The organism is Streptomyces sp. CBMA123 (assembly GCF_014596465.1).
Lineage (GTDB): Bacteria > Actinomycetota > Actinomycetes > Streptomycetales > Streptomycetaceae > Kitasatospora.
In genome coordinates this window covers 1-14857 of record NZ_MECK01000009.1, presented here as the reverse complement: position 1 = coordinate 14857, position 14857 = coordinate 1, and the positions used below count along the sequence as shown (strand labels likewise).

Here is a 14857-nt window from a genome sequence, read left to right as displayed (position 1 = left end):
TCAGGTGCGGCCGCGGGCGATCGCCAGACCGGCCGCCCGCCCCGAGAAGATGCAGCCGCCCAGGAAGGTGCCCTCCAGCGCGTTGTACCCGTGCACGCCCCCGCCGCCGAACCCGGCCACCTCACCGGCGGCGTAGAGGCCGGGGACGGGGGCGCCGTCCGCGCCGATCACCCGGGAGTCCAGGTCGGTCTGCAGCCCGCCGAGGGTCTTGCGGGACAGGATGTTGAGGCGCACACCGATCAGCGGGCCGTGGGCCGGGTCGAGGATCCGGTGCGGTTTGGCGACCCGGGCGATCCGGTCGGTCAGCGAGCGGCGGGCGTTGCGGATCGCCATCACCTGTACGTCCTTGCTGAACTCGTTGCCCAACTCCCGGTCGCGGGCGACGATCTGGCGCTCGATGTCGGCCGGGTCGAGCGCGGGGCCGCGCGCGATCCCGTTCATGGCGGCGACCAGTTCGGGCAGGGTCCGGGCGACGACGAAGTCCACGCCGTGCCGCTTGAACCGCTCCACCGGTGCGGGGGCGCCCTTCGCCAGCCTGCTCCTCACCGCGAACTTCAGGTCACGGCCGGTCAGATCGGGGTTCTGCTCCGAGCCGGAGAGCGCGAACTCCTTCTCGATGATCGACTGGGTCAGCACGAACCACGAGTAGTCGTGGCCGGTGGCCAGGATCTGCTGCATCGCGCCGATCGAGTCGGCGCCGGGCACACCGGACATGCCGGTCAGCCGGCGCCCCTGCGCGTCGAACCACATGGACGAGGGGCCGGGCAGGATCCGGATGGCGTGGTCCGGCCAGACCGGGTCCCAGTTGTGGACGCCCTCGGTGTAGGCCCACATCCGGTCGCGGTTGACGACCCGGCCGCCGGCCCGCTCGCTGATGGCCAGCATCCGGCCGTCGACATGGGCGGGCACGCCGGAGATCAGGTGCTCGGGGGCCGGGCCGACCCGCTCGGTGGGCCAGCTGGCGCGCATCAGCGCGTGGTTGTGCCCGATGCCGCCGGAGGTCACCACGACCGCCGCCGCCCGCTCCTCGAACGGCCCGGTGACCTCGCGCGAGGAGCTGATCCCGCGCCCGGCGTCGTCCGGCACCAGCACCGCACCCCGGACGCCGACCACGGCACCGTCCTCCCCGGTCAGCAGCTCGTCCACCCGGTGCCGGAAGGCGAACCGCACCAGCCCGCCGCGCTCCGCCCGCAGCACCGGGCGCAGGAAGGCCTCCACCACGCCGGGCCCGGTGCCCCAGGTGATGTGGAAGCGCGGCACCGAGTTGCCGTGGCCGGTCGCCGAGCCCGCGCCCCGCTCGGCCCACCCCACCAGCGGCACCACCCGGTGGCCCAGCTCGCGCAGGTACCCGCGCTTGCCGCCGGCCGCCCAGGTCAGGTACGCCTCGGCCCACTCCCGGCCCCAGCGGTCGTCGTCGTCGAGCCGGTCGAAGCCCGCCGAGCCGAACCAGTCCTGCCGGGCCAGTTCCAGGGAGTCCTTGATCCCGGCCCGGCGCTGCTCGGGGCTGTCGACGAAGAACAGGCCGCCCAGCGACCAGAACGCCTGGCCGCCCAGGTTCCGCCGGTTCTCCTGCTCGACCACCAGCACCCGCCGGCCGGCCTTGGCCAGCTCATGGGCCGCCACCAGTCCGGCCAGGCCGGCCCCGACCACGATCACCTCAGGCTGGAACGGCATGCAGCACTCCCTCGGGCAGTCGCCGTCGCCCGGGCGCGACGGCCGTGCCGTCCCATGGTCACGGGCGGGCCGTGGGCGCCGACACTAGGCTTGTCAGGTGGTGATGAAGAAGACTGTGCCATCGGCACAAGGTCCGTCGGTAACCGATCCGTCGGTGGCGGGCGGGTCGGCGCACGGCGAGGCTGCGCCCCTGCCGGACCGGCACGGCGCGGTGGCGCTGATCCTGGCGGACGAGCCGGGCATGGTCGAGGCCTTCATGGCCGCCATCGCCCGGGAGATCCCGGCCTACGCCAACCTCGACGCCCGCCAGCTCGAAGAGGTCCGCTCGATCATCGTCTGGACGCTCCGCCGGGTGCTCGAACTCTGGGCTGTGGACGGTGCGTTGGACGCCGAGGACATCCGGATGTTCCGCGGTGTCGGCGCGGTCCGGGCGCGCGACGCCCGTCCGCTGGCGGCTGTGCTGCGCGCCTACCGGGTGGCCGCGCTGGCCTTCTTCGAGCGGGTCGGCGAGCGCTTCGCCGACGCTGTCACCGTGCGCGACCTCAGCGCGCTCGCCCGGGTGTGGCTGACCGTGCTCGACCAGTCCTCCGAGGCGATCTTCGACGGCTACGAGTCCACCGGGCGCGGCCTCAGCGAGGACCGCGAACGCTCCCTGCGCGGCCTCCTCACCGACCTGCTGCTCGGCCGGCAGAGCCACGCCGGCACCCTGCGGGCGCGGCTGCGCGAACTCGACGCGGAACTGCCGGCCGCCTTCGACCTGATGGTGCTCTCCCCGGCGGCCACCGACCCGGAGAGCGCGGCGGCCCTGGTGGCCGCCGCCCTGGACGCCCGGGCCGCGGGGGAGGCGGCCGACCTCGAACTCACCTCGCTGCACACCACCATGGACGGCGTCGGGGTCGCCCTGGCCAAGGCCGTCGACGCGGCGGCGCTCGACCGCCTGGCGGCCGGGCACGGACTCACCGGCGCCCTGCTCACCGGGGTCACCGCCGCCACCGCGCCGCGCGCCTACCGGCTCGCCGTCCACGGCGTCCGGCACGCCTCGCCGCTGGTGTGGACCGAGCGCCGGGTGCTCGACCGCGGCGACCTGGAGGTGGTGGCCCTGGTGACCGGGCACCCGGACGCCGACCCCGCGCGGGTCACCGAAGCCGTGCTCGGCCGCCTCGCGCGGGACGAGTCCACCCGGCGGACGCTCGACACCGTGATCTACTCCGACGGCGCCGCCGGAGCGGCCGCCCGGCTGCACCTCCACCCGCAGACCGTCCGCTACCGGCTGCGCCGCCTGGCCGCCGTGACCGGCCGGGACCCACGGACCCCGTGGAACCGGTTCGTCTTCCAGACCGCCCTGTTGGCCGGTTAGGCCCTGTCCGCCCGAGCACGCGACCGCCGCCCGGTCTGCGCAGAGGCCCGGCCGGGTGGCCGCCCGTCCGCGCGGACAGGGCCGCAGGGGCGGACGGCCACCGGGCTCCGGTGAGGAGCGGCACAAAAGGAGCGGTCCCGGAAGCGCAATGGCGTGAAGCGTCGCCGGACCGGCCGGGACACCGTGCGGCCACCTTTCCGAATGCGCGGCGGCGGATGTCCTCTCATGGGCCGACAAGTCCCGGCCCGCCATTCTCCGCCGCCTCCGCCCGAGCGACCGGACAGCTCCCCGGCGGCCCGGCCGGCGGGCGCTCCTGGCCACAGGATCCGCTGGTCGCGGGCGCGTTCGGGCGGCCGGCGGCGCCCCGGCCCGGGGCGGAGAGGGCGTATTCGCGGGGCCCGGGGAGCTGCCCGGCCGGCCGTTCCGGAATTCCCCGGAAAACCGCGGTGCCGGAAATCGAAGGCCACATCCGTGCCGGACAGTCAATATTTACTTTCCCGGAATTGCTCTGCATAGTGGTGGGTCGAATCGAGGAGGGGGTTCTTTCTTGTCGCAGATCCAGGGCAATGCCGTCCAGCAGGTGGAGCTGGAGCGGGTGCAGGTGTCCGTCATCGGCGAGCTGTTCGACGAGCGGCTCGCCGGGGCGCGGGCGCAGCTGGGCCGGGTGCTCGCGTCGGCGGCCGACAGCGCGGGCGAGGTGTACGAGCGGGAGGTGGCGGCCGGGCGACTGGCGGGCGAGGTGCGCCGGCTGGAGGGCGCCGAGGGAGGAATGGTCTTCGGCCGGATCGACCTCGCGGACGGGACGGTGCTGCGGATCGGGCGGCTGGGCCTGCAACGGGAGGAGGACGAGCTGCCGTTGCTGGTGGACTGGCGGGCGGAGGCGGCGCGGGCCTTCTACGAGGCGACGCCGGTGCACCCGCTGGGGCTGCGCAGGCGCCGTCATCTGAGCCTGGCGGGCCGCACGGTGGTCGGGGTGAGCGACGAACTGCTGGACGGCTCGGAGCCGGCCCCCGGGGACGTCGTCGGTGACGGTCCGTTGGCGGCGGCGCTGCGGGAGCGGCGCACGGGTCGGATGGGGACGGCGGTCGCCACGCTCCAGGTGGAGCAGGACGCGATCGTCCGGTCGTCGCACCGCGGGGTGACGGTGGTGCAGGGCGGACCGGGCACCGGGAAGACGGTGGTGGCGCTGCACCGCGCCGCGTACGTGCTGTACGCGTTCCCGAAGGCGGCCGAGCGCGGCGTGCTGGTCCTGGGGCCGAACGCGCGCTTCCTGGAGTACATCTCCCAGGTGCTGCCCTCGCTCGGGGAGAACGACGTCGTCCTGGCGACGTGCGAGGAGCTGGCCGGCGTCCGGCCGGGTGCCGTGGACCGGTTCGGGGTGGCGCGCCTCAAGGGCGGTGCCGAACTGGCCGTCGCGCTGGCCGGGTCGGTCCGCGCGCGGCAGGCGCCCGGCGGGGACTTCACCGTCCGGGTCGGGCAGGAGTGGGTCCGCCTGGAGGAGGGGGAGGTCGCCGGGGTGCGCGAGGCGGCGCGGGCGAGCGGACTCGCCCACAACCGGGCGCGCCGGCTGTTCCTGGAGCTGCTGGTGGACGCTCTGACCGGCGCGCTGGCCCGTGGCACGGCCGAGGCGCTGGAGCGCATCGACGCCGAGGTCGCCCAGCTCACCGGAGTCGACTTCGACCGGATGGCGGCCCGGGACCTGCGCAACCTCGGTGTCGACGGCGAACCCTCCACCGGGGCCGACGAGTTCGACGCCGACGCGGTCCGGGCCGCGCTCCTGGACGACGCGCACCTGGACCGGGCCGTCGAGGAGATCTGGCCGCGGCTGGTGCCCGGCGGGGTCGTCGACGCCCTGCTGTCCGACGCCGACGCGCTGGCCGCGCACCTGCCGCACCTCACCGACGACGAGCGGGCGTCGCTGCTGCGCACGCCCGGCGCGCCGTGGACCGAGGCCGACGTGCCGCTCCTCGACGAGGCGGCGGGCCTGGTCGACGGGCCGCCCGAGCAGGCCTTCGGGCACGTCGTCGTCGACGAGGCGCAGGAGCTGACGGCGATGCAGTGGCGGATGGTCGTGCGCCGGTGCCCGGGCCGGTCGATGACGCTGGTCGGTGACTTCGCGCAGGCGGGCCCGGCGGCGACCGCGCGGGACTGGAACGACGCGCTCGCCCCGCACCTCGGCCGGCGCTTCGACCTGCGGACGCTGACCGTCAGCTACCGGACCACGCAGGAGATCCTCGCCACCACCGGGGAACTGCTCCGCCGGATCGCCCCGGAACAGCCCCCGGTCCGGTCGATCCGTCACGGTGACGAGCCGCGGTCCGTCGCGGTGGCCCCGGAGCGGCTCGTCGGCGAACTCCTCCGCGAGCTGCGGGCGCAGTCCGCCGCGCATCCGGGCGAGCTGCTCGGAGTCGTCTGCGCGGACGGCCGGATGGCGGAACTGGCGGCTGCCGGGGCCGAGGAGTACGCCCGGCTGGTCCCGGCGTCGGAGGCGCGCGGCCTGGAGTTCGACGAGGCCGTCGTGGTGGACCCGGACGGGATCGTCGCGGCCCGGCCCGCGGGCGAACGGGACCTGTACGTCGCCCTGACCCGCGCCACCAAGCGGCTGTGCACGGTCGCCGTCCGCGGGGCAGGGGCGTAGCGGGCCCGAAGGGACTGCCTCAGCCGGCCGTGAGCCGCGCCCGGAGTTCCCGCTTGAGCAGCTTGCCGCTCTGGTTGCGCGGCAGTTCGGCGACGAAGACGACGCTCTTCGGCACCTTGAACGGCGCCAGCCGGCTCCGGACGTGGGCGACCAGCTCCGCCGCCGAGGGTGCGGCGGAGCCGGGCCGGAGCACCACGAAGGCGGTGACGGCCTCGATCCACGTGGGGTCGGGTGCGCCGATCACCGCGACCTCCGCGACGGCGGGGTGGCTGTAGAGGGCCTCCTCGACCTCCCGGGAGGCCACCAGCACCCCGCCGGTGTTGATCACGTCCTTGATCCGGTCGACCACGGTCAGGTAGCCGGCCGCGTCGGCGACGACCAGGTCCCCGGAGTGGAACCAGCCGCCCCGGAACGCCTCGGCGGTCAGCTCCGGCGCGTCCCAGTAGCCGAGGCACAACTGCGGGGAGCGGTAGACGATCTCGCCCGGGGTGCCGGGCGGCACCTCGGCGCCGTCCCGGTCGACGATCCGGGTCTCGACGAACAGCACCGGGCGGCCGCAGGAGGCCGGCCGGTCCGGGTGCTCCTCCGGGCGCAGCACGGTGGCCAGCGGGCCGATCTCGGACTGGCCGAAGCAGTTGTAGAAGCCGACCCGCGGGTAGCGGGCGCGCAGCCGGTCGAGCACCGCCACCGGCATGATCGAGGCGCCGTACTGGGCCTTGCGCAGCGAGGAGAGGTCGCGTCGGTCCAGGTCGGGGTGGTGGGCCAGCGGCACCCACACCGTCGGCGCCAGGAACAGCGAGCCGATCCGGTCGCTCTCGATCCGCCGGAGCAGTTCGGGGATGTCGGGCGCCTCCAGCAGCAGGACGGAGGCGCCGACCGCGAGGTAGGGGAGCAGGAAGACATGCAGGGCGGCCGAGTGGTAGAGCGGCATGCAGATCAGTGGCCGGTCGTCCTCGCGCAGGTCGAGGGCGTGGATGCTCGACAGGTAGGCGTGCACCAGGGCGCGGTGCGGCATCATCGCGCCCTTCGGCCGGGAGGTGGTCCCGGAGGTGTAGAGCAGCTGGGCGAGGTCGGTGTCGGCCACGCCGGTGCCGAGTTCGGGCACCGGGCCGTCCAGCGCGGCTTCGAGCAGCCCGGCCGGGTCGTCCCGCAGCGGTACCAGGTGTGCGACGCCCAGCCCGTCCCGGACCCGTTCGACCTCCGCCGCCAGCGCCGGGTCGGTGAGCACCGCGCGGCTTCCGGACTGGCCGAGCAGGTGGCGCAGCTCCTCGCCGGTCAGGGCGTGGTTGACCGGGACGTGCACCAGCCCGGCGCGGGCGCAGGCGAGGAAGGCGATCGCGTACGCGTCGGAGTTGCGTCCGTACGCGGCGACCCGGTCGCCGGGGCGCAGGCCCAGCCCGAGCAGGTGTCCGGCCGCCCGGCTGACCGCCTCGTCGAGCCGCCGGTACGTCCAGCCGCGGTCGCCGAAGGTGAGCGCGGTGCGGTCGGGCGCGCGGCGGGCGCTGCGGCGCAGCAGCCCGTCGACGGTGCCGGCCCGGGGGTCGTCGATCATGCTCGCCGTCTCGCTTCCGTGGTCGGTGCGGGGTGTAGGAGCAGCCTGCCCACTCCGGACGGTACGCACCAGGGCCCGGGGGTGTGGAGTGGGAGCGGCCGGGTAGGCGCGGCGGGTATCCACTGCTCCCGGGCGGGCTGCCACGACCCGCGCCGAATGGCGCCAAGAGCGTAACCGTTCGTATGCATCCACCCTGGGTCGGAGGAGAATCGACGATACGGGCGGGGAGTTCCGACCAGGAGGCCGGCCATGAAGAGCCTTGAACGCCGCTACGCGGTGACCCTGCCCGGGCCGATCGGCGGGCACGCCCCGCCGGACGTCGTCGTGGTGCGCGCCACCGGCACCCTGGGGCCCGGTGGCGGGCCGGTCTGGGCCAGCCCCGACGGCGGCCTCCGGGTGGAGATCACCGGCGAGGTGGCCACCGTCCTGGCGGCTCCGGACGGTGTGGTTGCGGACAGTGCCCTGCGGCACCCCTGTCTGCACGCCGTGCCCTTGCCCGACCGCGCCGTGCCGACTTCGGACCGCGCCGAGCGGCTGCCCATCGCGTCACGAGGGGCGTCACGAGGGGCGTGACGTCGGGTGTGACGCCGGGCGGGCCGCGGGGCGAGCCGCCGGGCGGATCAGGCCGGCGGGATCGGGCCGAGGTAGGTGCCGCCGGAGACGTCGACGGTCTGGCCGGTCACCCAGCGGCCCTGCGGTCCCGCCAGGAAGCCGACGACGTCCGCGACGTCCTCGGGCTGACCGATCCGGCCCAGCGCGGTGATCGACTCCAGCCCGGCCACCGCCTGCGGGGCGCTCGTCCACGCGGAGGTCATGTCGGTGAGGATCACGCCGGGGTTGACGGTGTTGACGGTGATCCCGCGCCGGCCGAGCTCATTGGCGAGCGGGGCGGCGAACGCCGCCAGCGCCGTCTTGCTGACGGTGTAGCCGAGCTGGAGCGGGGAGCTGATCCGGGTGGCCGCCGAGGCCACGTTGACGATCCGCCCGCCGTCCCGCAGCAGCGGCAGGGACCGCTGGATCACGAAGAGCGGCGCGCGCACGTTGATCGCCATCACCCGGTCGAACTCCTCCTCGGTGATCTGCCCGATCGAACCGGCCAGGTGGATGCCCGCGTTGTTGACCAGGATGTCCAGCCCGTCCTCGCCGTGCTCCGCCAGTTCGGCGCCGAGGCCCTCGAACAACCGGTCCAGCGCGTCGCTCTCGCCGAACCGGGCCCGCACCGCGAACGCCCGGCCGCCGGCCTTGGCGATCAGCCCCACGGTCTCCATGGCCGCCTGCTCGTCGCCGCCGTAGTGCACCGCGACCAACGCCCCGTCGGCCGCGAGCCGCAGTGCGACGGCCCGCCCGATCCCGCGTGAGCCGCCCGTCACCAGTGCCGTCCTGCCGTCCAGTTCGCCCATGGTCGACGCTCCCCTCGTGTCGCCCGGCCGACTCCGGGGCCGGGGCCGGGTCGCCGGCCCGATGCCGGACAACCCCTCATCCCTGCCCGGCGTCGGCGGGTTGATGCCGCCGCCCCGACTGTGCTGCCCCGACTGTGCCGCGCCGGTGTGCGGGGGCGTTCCGTCGGGTGTTCAACTGCGCTGCGGCAGCAGTTCGTTGCCTCTGGCCTGGCCTGGCCTGGCCTGGCCTGGCCTGGCCTGGCCTGGCCTGGCCCGGCCCGGCCCGGTTCGGGCTCCGGGCGCCCCGGGTGGAGTTCCCGTCCGGGGTCGCTCGGGGGCCGGAGCGTGCGGCCCGCGGGGGAGGACGGGCGGCGGTGGGCACACCGCGCGGCGATACTCCAGCGGGTATCGAGCATGGCCGCCGCTGGACAGTGCGAACAAACTGTCGGAAGGTTCCCCGGCCGCAGTGCCGCCCCGACCAGACAGGAGCACGCGCGCCATGGACCAGATCACCCTTCCCGCTTTCCGGATGCCCTTCCCCTCCACCGGCGGCAACCCGTACCAGGACGAGGCGGGCTTACGGATGTGGGCCTGGGCCGAGGAGTTCGGCCTGTGCTCCTCACCCGAGGTGCGCCGCCGGATGCGACGCACCCAGTCCGAGCTGTGGTGCGCCCTGACCGACCCGACCGCCGAGGTGGGGCCGCTCACGCTGCGCTGCCAGTGGACGTTCTGGGCGTTCGTCGTCGACGACGCCTTCGACGACGACGGCTGCGGCCAGGACCTCGCCCGCAGCCGGGCGGCCATCGACGAACTGACCGGCGTCCTGAACGGTGGCCGGCGCCCCACCAGCCCGGCGGCGCTCGCCCTGGCCGACCTGTGGCAGCGCACCCGCGTCGGCCGGTCGCCCTCCTGGCACCGCACCTTCCGCGAGGACGTCACCGCCTGGCTGTGGACGTACTGGCGCGAGGCCGTGGAACGCGGCGCCGGCCACACCCCGCTGCCCGAGGACTACCTCACCCACCGCCGGCACTCGATCGGCATGGGGATGTTCCTGGACCTCTTCGAGACCCCGCCGGCCATCGACCTGCCCGACCACATGCGCCGCCTGCCCGCGCTGGTCGCCCTGCGCGGCGCGGTGGTCGACCACATCGCCCTCTACAACGACATCTGCTCGGCCCGGAAGGAGGGTGCGGCCGGCTACTACCACAACGCCGTCTTCGTCCTGCGCCACCACCAGGGCGGGACGGTGCAGGAGGCCGTCACCCAGGTCGACGCCCTACGGGCCGCCTGCGTCGAACGGCAGCTGCCCGCGCAACTGGCCGCCGCCGGCGCCACCCAGCCGATCCGCGCCGCGGTGCAGCTCTACGCCGAGCACCACCGCTCCCTGCTGCGCGGCGACTTCGAGTACCACGCCCGTGCCGAGCGCTACCGGCCGGACCCGGAGGCGGTGCCCGGGCCGAGCGGGGCGACCGGGTCGGACGTCTTCACTCCCCGGTAGCGGGCGCGGGTCGCGCGGGACGCGCCGCCCGGGCCGCCCGGGCGGATCCGGCCGACAAGCGGTCGGTCCAGGATGGATTCGATCGACCCGTTCGATTCAACGAACCTGTTCGTCCCCGGTGCGACCGAGGCCGGTGCGGATGACCTCGGCCGGCGGCCGGCTTGCCTTCCGGGGTCTGCGCCCGGGCAGACGCAACTTCTTCGCATTAAGCTGTGCGCATGACTTCCCGAGCGACCACACGCCCCGGCGGGCGCAGCGCCCGCGTCCAGCAGTCCGTGCACCAGGCCGTCCGTGACCTGGAGGCGGAGGTGGGGCGGGAGGCGCTCACCGTGCCGCTGATCGCCGCCCGCGCGGGGGTGACGCCGTCGACGGTCTACCGGCGCTGGGGGGACCTGCGGGAACTGCTGTCCGACGTGGCCGTCGAGCGGCTGCGTCCCGACACCCCGCCGGCCGATCACGGCAGCCTGCGGGCGGACCTGGAGGCGTGGGCCGTGCAGTTCGCTGAGGAGATGGACTCGACGGCGGGCCGCACCTACATCCGCGACGCCCTGCTGGGCGACCCCGGGCAGGGCAACGCGGCCCGCTGCTCCGACTACGCCGCCGACCAGTTGAAGGCCGTCGGCGTGCGCGCGGCCGGGCGGGGGGAGGCCGTGCCCGACGTGGAGACCCTGCTGGACGTCCTCGTCGCCCCCCTGATGTACCGCATCCTGTTCCGTTCCTCGGACCTCTCCAGGGCCTACACCGACCGCCTGGTCGCGGCGGCGCTCGGCCGCACCGCGCCTCCTCCGGCACCTAAAAGCTAAATATTTGCGTCTTAGGGGTCTGGGTGCCTAGAGTGCTTAACGCAAAGCATTCGCCTTAAGGCTCAGAGGTGCTTCCATGACCAGTGTCACCGCCCTGCCGTCCCGCCCCCGCCACCTGCCGGTGCTGAGCCACCACGGCGCCTTCCGGCTGCACGCCTCGGTCCTGGTCGCGCTGCTGGCCGCCTCCAGCGCACCGACCCCGCTCTACGCGCTCTACCAGAACGCCTGGCACTTCTCGGCCATGACGCTCACCGTCGTGTTCAGCGCCTACGCGCTCGCCCTGCTGGTGGCACTGCTGACGGCGGGCACGCTCTCGGACCACCTGGGCCGGCGCCCGGTCCTCGCCGGGGCGCTGCTGGCCGAAGCCGCCGCGATGGCCGTCTTCGCCACCGCCCAGGGGGTGCCGGCGCTGATCGCCGCCCGGATCCTCCAGGGCCTGGCCACCGGCGTGGCCACCAGCGCGGCCGGAGCCGCCCTGCTCGACTTCGAGGACCCCGACCACCCCGGCCGGGCGACGGTCACCAACGGCATCACCCCCGTGGCAGGCATGGCGGTCGGCGTGCTGGCCGCCACCGCCCTCGCGCAGTACGCCCCCGCCCCCACCCGCACCGTCTACCTGCTACTGCTCCTGCTCTTCACCGCGCAGGCCGCCGCCGTCCTGCGCACCCCCGAGACCGCCCGCCCCCACCCCGGGGCCTGGCGCTCACTGCGCCCCGCGATCGCCGTCGCCCCCGCCTCCCGGCCCGCCATGGCGCTCGCCGCGCCCGGCATCGTCGCCGCCTGGGCGCTGGGCGGCTTCTACTCCTCCCTCGGCCCCTCGCTCGCCCGGCTCATCGACCCGCACGCCGCCCGCGCCACCGGCGGCCTGGTCTTCCTCACCCTGACGGCCGCGGCCGGCCTCGCCGGCCACACCGCCCGGGCCCTGCCCGCCCGCACCGTGAGCCTGGCCGGCACCGCGCTCCTGATACCGGGGGTCCTGCTGACCCTGAGCGGCCCCCAGCTGCACAGCCTGCCCGCCCTGTTCGCCGGCACCGCCCTGGCCGGCGCGGGGTTCGGCGCCGTCACCCAGGGCGCCCTGCGCCTGCTGCTGCCCCCGGCCGCCCCGGACGAACGCGCCGGCACGCTCGCCGCCTACTACGTCCTCAGCTACCTGGCCATGAGCGTCCCCGCCGTCCTCGCCGGCCTGCTGACCAACCGCTACGGCCTGCGGACCGCCCTCTCGCTCTACGCCGTGACGGTCGTCCTACTGGCCCTGATCGGCCTCACCCGCGCCGCGCGGCGGCCGCGCACCGCCTGACCACGACCAGCCCTCCCGCCCCGCCCCGCCGAAAGGACCACCGATGAGCACCACCACACCCCGCCCGGCCGCCCCCGCCACGAGCACGGGATGGAGCCTCGGCGACATCGCCGTACACCGCGTCGACGAGATCGAACTGCCGCGCCAGACCGGACCCTGGCTGCTGCCGGACGCCACCAGGGAAGTGCTGGACGAGGCGTCGTGGCTGCGCCCCGACTTCGCCGACGCCGACGTCCCCCGCCTGGCGAGCCACAGCTTCGCGGTGGAGGCCGGCGGACTGCGGATCGTCGTGGACACCGGCATCGGCAACGCCAAGCCGCGCGCCAACCCGGCCTGGAACGGCCTGGACACCGACTTCCCGCAGCGCCTGGCGGCGGCCGGCTTCCCGCCCGAGTCCGTGGACCTGGTGATCACCACGCACCTGCACACCGACCACGTCGGCTGGAACACCCGCCTCGCCGGCCAGGACTGGGTCCCCACCTTCCCCAACGCCCGCTACCTCACCAGCCGCACCGAATGGGACCACTGGGCCGCCACCGACCTGGACGAGGCCCGCACCCAGATGTTCCGCGACTCCGTCACCCCCGTCCGCGACGCCGGACAGTACGACCTCGTGGACGTGCCCGAGCAGGGGCGCGAGGTCGCGCCGGGCGTCCTCCTGGTCCCCGCCCCGGGCCACACCCCGGGGCAGGTCGCCGTGGAGCTGCGCGGCAGCGACCGCCGCGCGCTGATCACCGGCGACAGCATCCACCACCCCGTGCAGCTGTCCCACCCCCACGTGAACAGCTGCGTCGACATCGACCCCGCCCAGGCGGTCCGCACCCGCGCCCGGCTGCTCGACGCCCTGGCGGACACCGACGCGCTGCTCCTGGGCACCCACTTCCCGCGGCCCACGGCCGGCACCGTCCGCCGGGAGAACGGCCGCTACCGGCTGCACGCCGAGCCGGGCACCGGGATCCCGGCCACTGCGGCCTGACCGCGCGCCCGGCCTCCGGCCGCCCCCGAGTCGCTCCACCCCCGACCGAGAAGGAGAACCTCCGTGCCCGCCGTCGCACTCACACCACCGGAGGCGGCCCGCTGGGCCGCCCGCGCCGGACTCGTGCTGCCCGCCGAGCGCCACGCCGCGGTCGCCGCGGTCGCCGACCACATCCACGGCGTGGTCGCCGTGCTGCGCGAGCTGGACTTCGCGGACGTCCCGCCCGCCGCCGCCTACCGTGCCGCCGCCCCTCACGCCGCCTCCCACCACTCCGCAGAGGAGAAGCCCGATGCAGCCGTATGAGCTGTCCCTCGCCGCCGCTGCGGACGCGATCCGCGCCCGGCGACTGTCCCCCGTCGAACTGGTCGACTCCGTCCTCGAACGCATCGAGACGGTGGAGCCGCACCTCGGCGCCTACGTCACGGTCGCCGCGGAGCAGGCGCGCCGGGCGGCGCGTGAAGCCGAACACGAAGCGGCACACGGCCGTTACCGGGGACCGTTGCACGGCATCCCGATGGGGCTCAAGGACCTGATCGACGTCGGCGGGATGGCCACCACGGCCAGCTCCCGGGTCCGCGCCGACCACCGCGCGGCAGCGGACAGCACGGTCGCCGCGCGCCTGAGCGCAGCCGGCGCGATCCTGCTCGGCAAGACCCACACCCACGAGTTCGCGTTCGGCCTGACCACCCCGCAGACCCGCAACGCCTGGGACGGCGGCCGGGTCGCCGGCGGCTCCAGCGGAGGCTCCGCGGTCGCCGTCGCGTCGGGCACCGCGACCTTCGCCCTGGGCACCGACACCGGCGGCTCGATCCGGGTGCCCGCCGCGCTCAACGGGGTGGTCGGCCTCAAGCCGACCTACGGTCTCGTCCCCCGGCACGGCGTCACCTCCCTGTCCTGGTCGCTGGACCACGTCGGCCCGATCACCCGCACCACCGAGGACGCGGCCCTGGTGCTGACCGCGCTGGCCGGACACGATCCGCGCGACCCCGCCTCGCTGCCCGCGCCCGCCGCGGACTACCGGCCCGCCGCCGGCCCCGACCTGACGGGGCTGCGCGTCGGTCTGCCGCGCACCTACTACTTCGACCACGTCCACCCGCAGGTGGAGACCGCCGTCCGGCACGCCATCGGGCAGCTGGAAGCCCTGGGCGCACAGCTCGTCGAGGTCGACATCCCGATGACCCGCTACATCCAGGCCACCCAGTGGGGCCTGATGGTGCCGGAGGCCGGGGCCTACCACGAAGGCAGCCTGCGCGCGGTCCCCGAGCTGTACCAGGACGACGTCCGGATCCTCCTGGAGGCGAGCGAGTTGATGAGCGCCGGCGACTACCTGCGCGCGCAGCGCTCCCGCACGCTCATGCGCGCCGAGTGGGCGCGGATGCTGGAGGAGGTCGACGTGATCGCCGCCCCGAGCGTCCCGATGACCGCGGTCGGAGCCGAGGAGGCGACGGTCACCTGGCCCGACGGCACCGTCGAGGGCGTCTCCGACGCTTACGTACGCCTCTGCGCCCCCGCCAACATCACCGGAGTGCCCGCCCTCACCGTTCCGGTCGGCCACGACTCCGCGGGCCTGCCCATCGGCATGCAGCTGCTCGGCCGGCCCCTCGGCGAGCCCGCCCTCCTGCGGGTCGGCCACGCCTACGAGCAGACGCGGCCGGCCCGGACACTCGCCACCGCGGCCTGAGC

12 protein-coding genes are annotated in these 14857 nt (G+C 75.0%); 9 read left to right on the top strand and 3 right to left on the bottom strand.

Annotation, left to right across the window (positions count from 1 at the left end):
* Positions 1–1674, bottom strand: coding sequence for an FAD-binding dehydrogenase (locus BG452_RS02830; protein ID WP_188302518.1), 1674 nt, complete (start codon positions 1672–1674; stop codon positions 1–3).
* A 154-nt stretch (positions 1675–1828) separates the two neighbouring features.
* Between BG452_RS02830 and BG452_RS47570 the strand changes: the two genes are divergently transcribed.
* Both BG452_RS47570 and BG452_RS02820 read left to right on the top strand, forming a co-directional pair.
* Positions 1829–3031, top strand: coding sequence for a helix-turn-helix domain-containing protein (locus tag BG452_RS47570; protein ID WP_188302517.1), 1203 nt, complete (start codon positions 1829–1831; stop codon positions 3029–3031).
* A gap of 547 nt (positions 3032–3578) precedes the next feature.
* Positions 3579–5669: a HelD family protein gene (locus tag BG452_RS02820; protein WP_223241673.1), complete on the top strand. Its 2091-nt coding sequence runs from the start codon at positions 3579–3581 to the stop codon at positions 5667–5669.
* Between the two features lie 19 nt (positions 5670–5688).
* Here the strand turns inward: BG452_RS02820 and BG452_RS02815 are convergent, their stop codons facing one another.
* Positions 5689–7221 (bottom strand): acyl-CoA synthetase, encoded by a 1533-nt coding sequence (locus BG452_RS02815; protein WP_188302516.1) that lies wholly within the window; start codon positions 7219–7221, stop codon positions 5689–5691.
* 249 nt (positions 7222–7470) lie between these two features.
* Between BG452_RS02815 and BG452_RS02810 the strand changes: the two genes are divergently transcribed.
* A complete protein-coding gene (locus BG452_RS02810) occupies positions 7471–7794 on the top strand; it encodes a DUF6296 family protein (RefSeq protein WP_188302515.1) in 324 nt (107 codons plus the stop codon).
* A gap of 47 nt (positions 7795–7841) precedes the next feature.
* On the opposite strand, the gene BG452_RS02805 is transcribed toward BG452_RS02810, so the two are convergent.
* On the bottom strand, positions 7842–8621 hold the full coding sequence (locus tag BG452_RS02805; RefSeq protein WP_188302514.1) for an SDR family oxidoreductase: 780 nt from the start codon (positions 8619–8621) through the stop codon (positions 7842–7844).
* Positions 8622–9099: 478 nt separating this feature from the next.
* Between BG452_RS02805 and BG452_RS02800 the strand changes: the two genes are divergently transcribed.
* The 6 genes from BG452_RS02800 to BG452_RS02775 all read left to right on the top strand — a co-directional run bounded on the left by BG452_RS02800 (position 9100) and on the right by BG452_RS02775 (position 14855).
* Positions 9100–10098, top strand: a complete 999-nt coding sequence (locus BG452_RS02800) for a terpene synthase family protein (RefSeq protein WP_223241672.1) — start codon at positions 9100–9102, stop codon at positions 10096–10098.
* Between the two features lie 218 nt (positions 10099–10316).
* A complete protein-coding gene (locus tag BG452_RS02795) occupies positions 10317–10901 on the top strand; it encodes a TetR/AcrR family transcriptional regulator (RefSeq protein ID WP_188302513.1) in 585 nt (194 codons plus the stop codon).
* Positions 10902–10977: 76 nt separating this feature from the next.
* Positions 10978–12198, top strand: a complete 1221-nt coding sequence (locus BG452_RS46895) for an MFS transporter (protein WP_188302512.1) — start codon at positions 10978–10980, stop codon at positions 12196–12198.
* Between the two features lie 43 nt (positions 12199–12241).
* Complete coding sequence (locus BG452_RS02785; RefSeq protein WP_188302511.1) at positions 12242–13174, top strand: MBL fold metallo-hydrolase; 933 nt, start codon at positions 12242–12244, stop codon at positions 13172–13174.
* A 63-nt stretch (positions 13175–13237) separates the two neighbouring features.
* On the top strand, positions 13238–13477 hold the full coding sequence (locus tag BG452_RS02780; RefSeq protein WP_188302510.1) for a hypothetical protein: 240 nt from the start codon (positions 13238–13240) through the stop codon (positions 13475–13477).
* The gene (locus tag BG452_RS02775; protein WP_188302509.1) at positions 13464–14855 is read left to right on the top strand and encodes an amidase; all 1392 of its coding nucleotides are present in this window, start codon (positions 13464–13466) and stop codon (positions 14853–14855) included. The genes BG452_RS02780 and BG452_RS02775 overlap by 14 nt, the downstream gene beginning before the upstream one ends.
* Positions 14856–14857 lie beyond the last annotated feature (2 nt).

Bases quoted from the DNA above. Each gene is read 5' to 3' on its own strand.
- BG452_RS02800 (WP_223241672.1), top strand. From the start codon at position 9,100: ATGGACCAGATCACCCTTCCCGCTTTCCGGATGCCCTTCCCCTCCACC.
- BG452_RS02775 (WP_188302509.1), top strand. From the start codon at position 13,464: ATGCAGCCGTATGAGCTGTCCCTCGCCGCCGCTGCGGACGCGATCCGC.
- BG452_RS02805 (WP_188302514.1), bottom strand. From the start codon at position 8,621: ATGGGCGAACTGGACGGCAGGACGGCACTGGTGACGGGCGGCTCACGC.
- BG452_RS02815 (WP_188302516.1), bottom strand. From the start codon at position 7,221: ATGATCGACGACCCCCGGGCCGGCACCGTCGACGGGCTGCTGCGCCGC.
- BG452_RS02810 (WP_188302515.1), top strand. From the start codon at position 7,471: ATGAAGAGCCTTGAACGCCGCTACGCGGTGACCCTGCCCGGGCCGATC.
- BG452_RS02795 (WP_188302513.1), top strand. From the start codon at position 10,317: ATGACTTCCCGAGCGACCACACGCCCCGGCGGGCGCAGCGCCCGCGTC.
- BG452_RS02785 (WP_188302511.1), top strand. From the start codon at position 12,242: ATGAGCACCACCACACCCCGCCCGGCCGCCCCCGCCACGAGCACGGGA.
- BG452_RS02830 (WP_188302518.1), bottom strand. From the start codon at position 1,674: ATGCCGTTCCAGCCTGAGGTGATCGTGGTCGGGGCCGGCCTGGCCGGA.
- BG452_RS46895 (WP_188302512.1), top strand. From the start codon at position 10,978: ATGACCAGTGTCACCGCCCTGCCGTCCCGCCCCCGCCACCTGCCGGTG.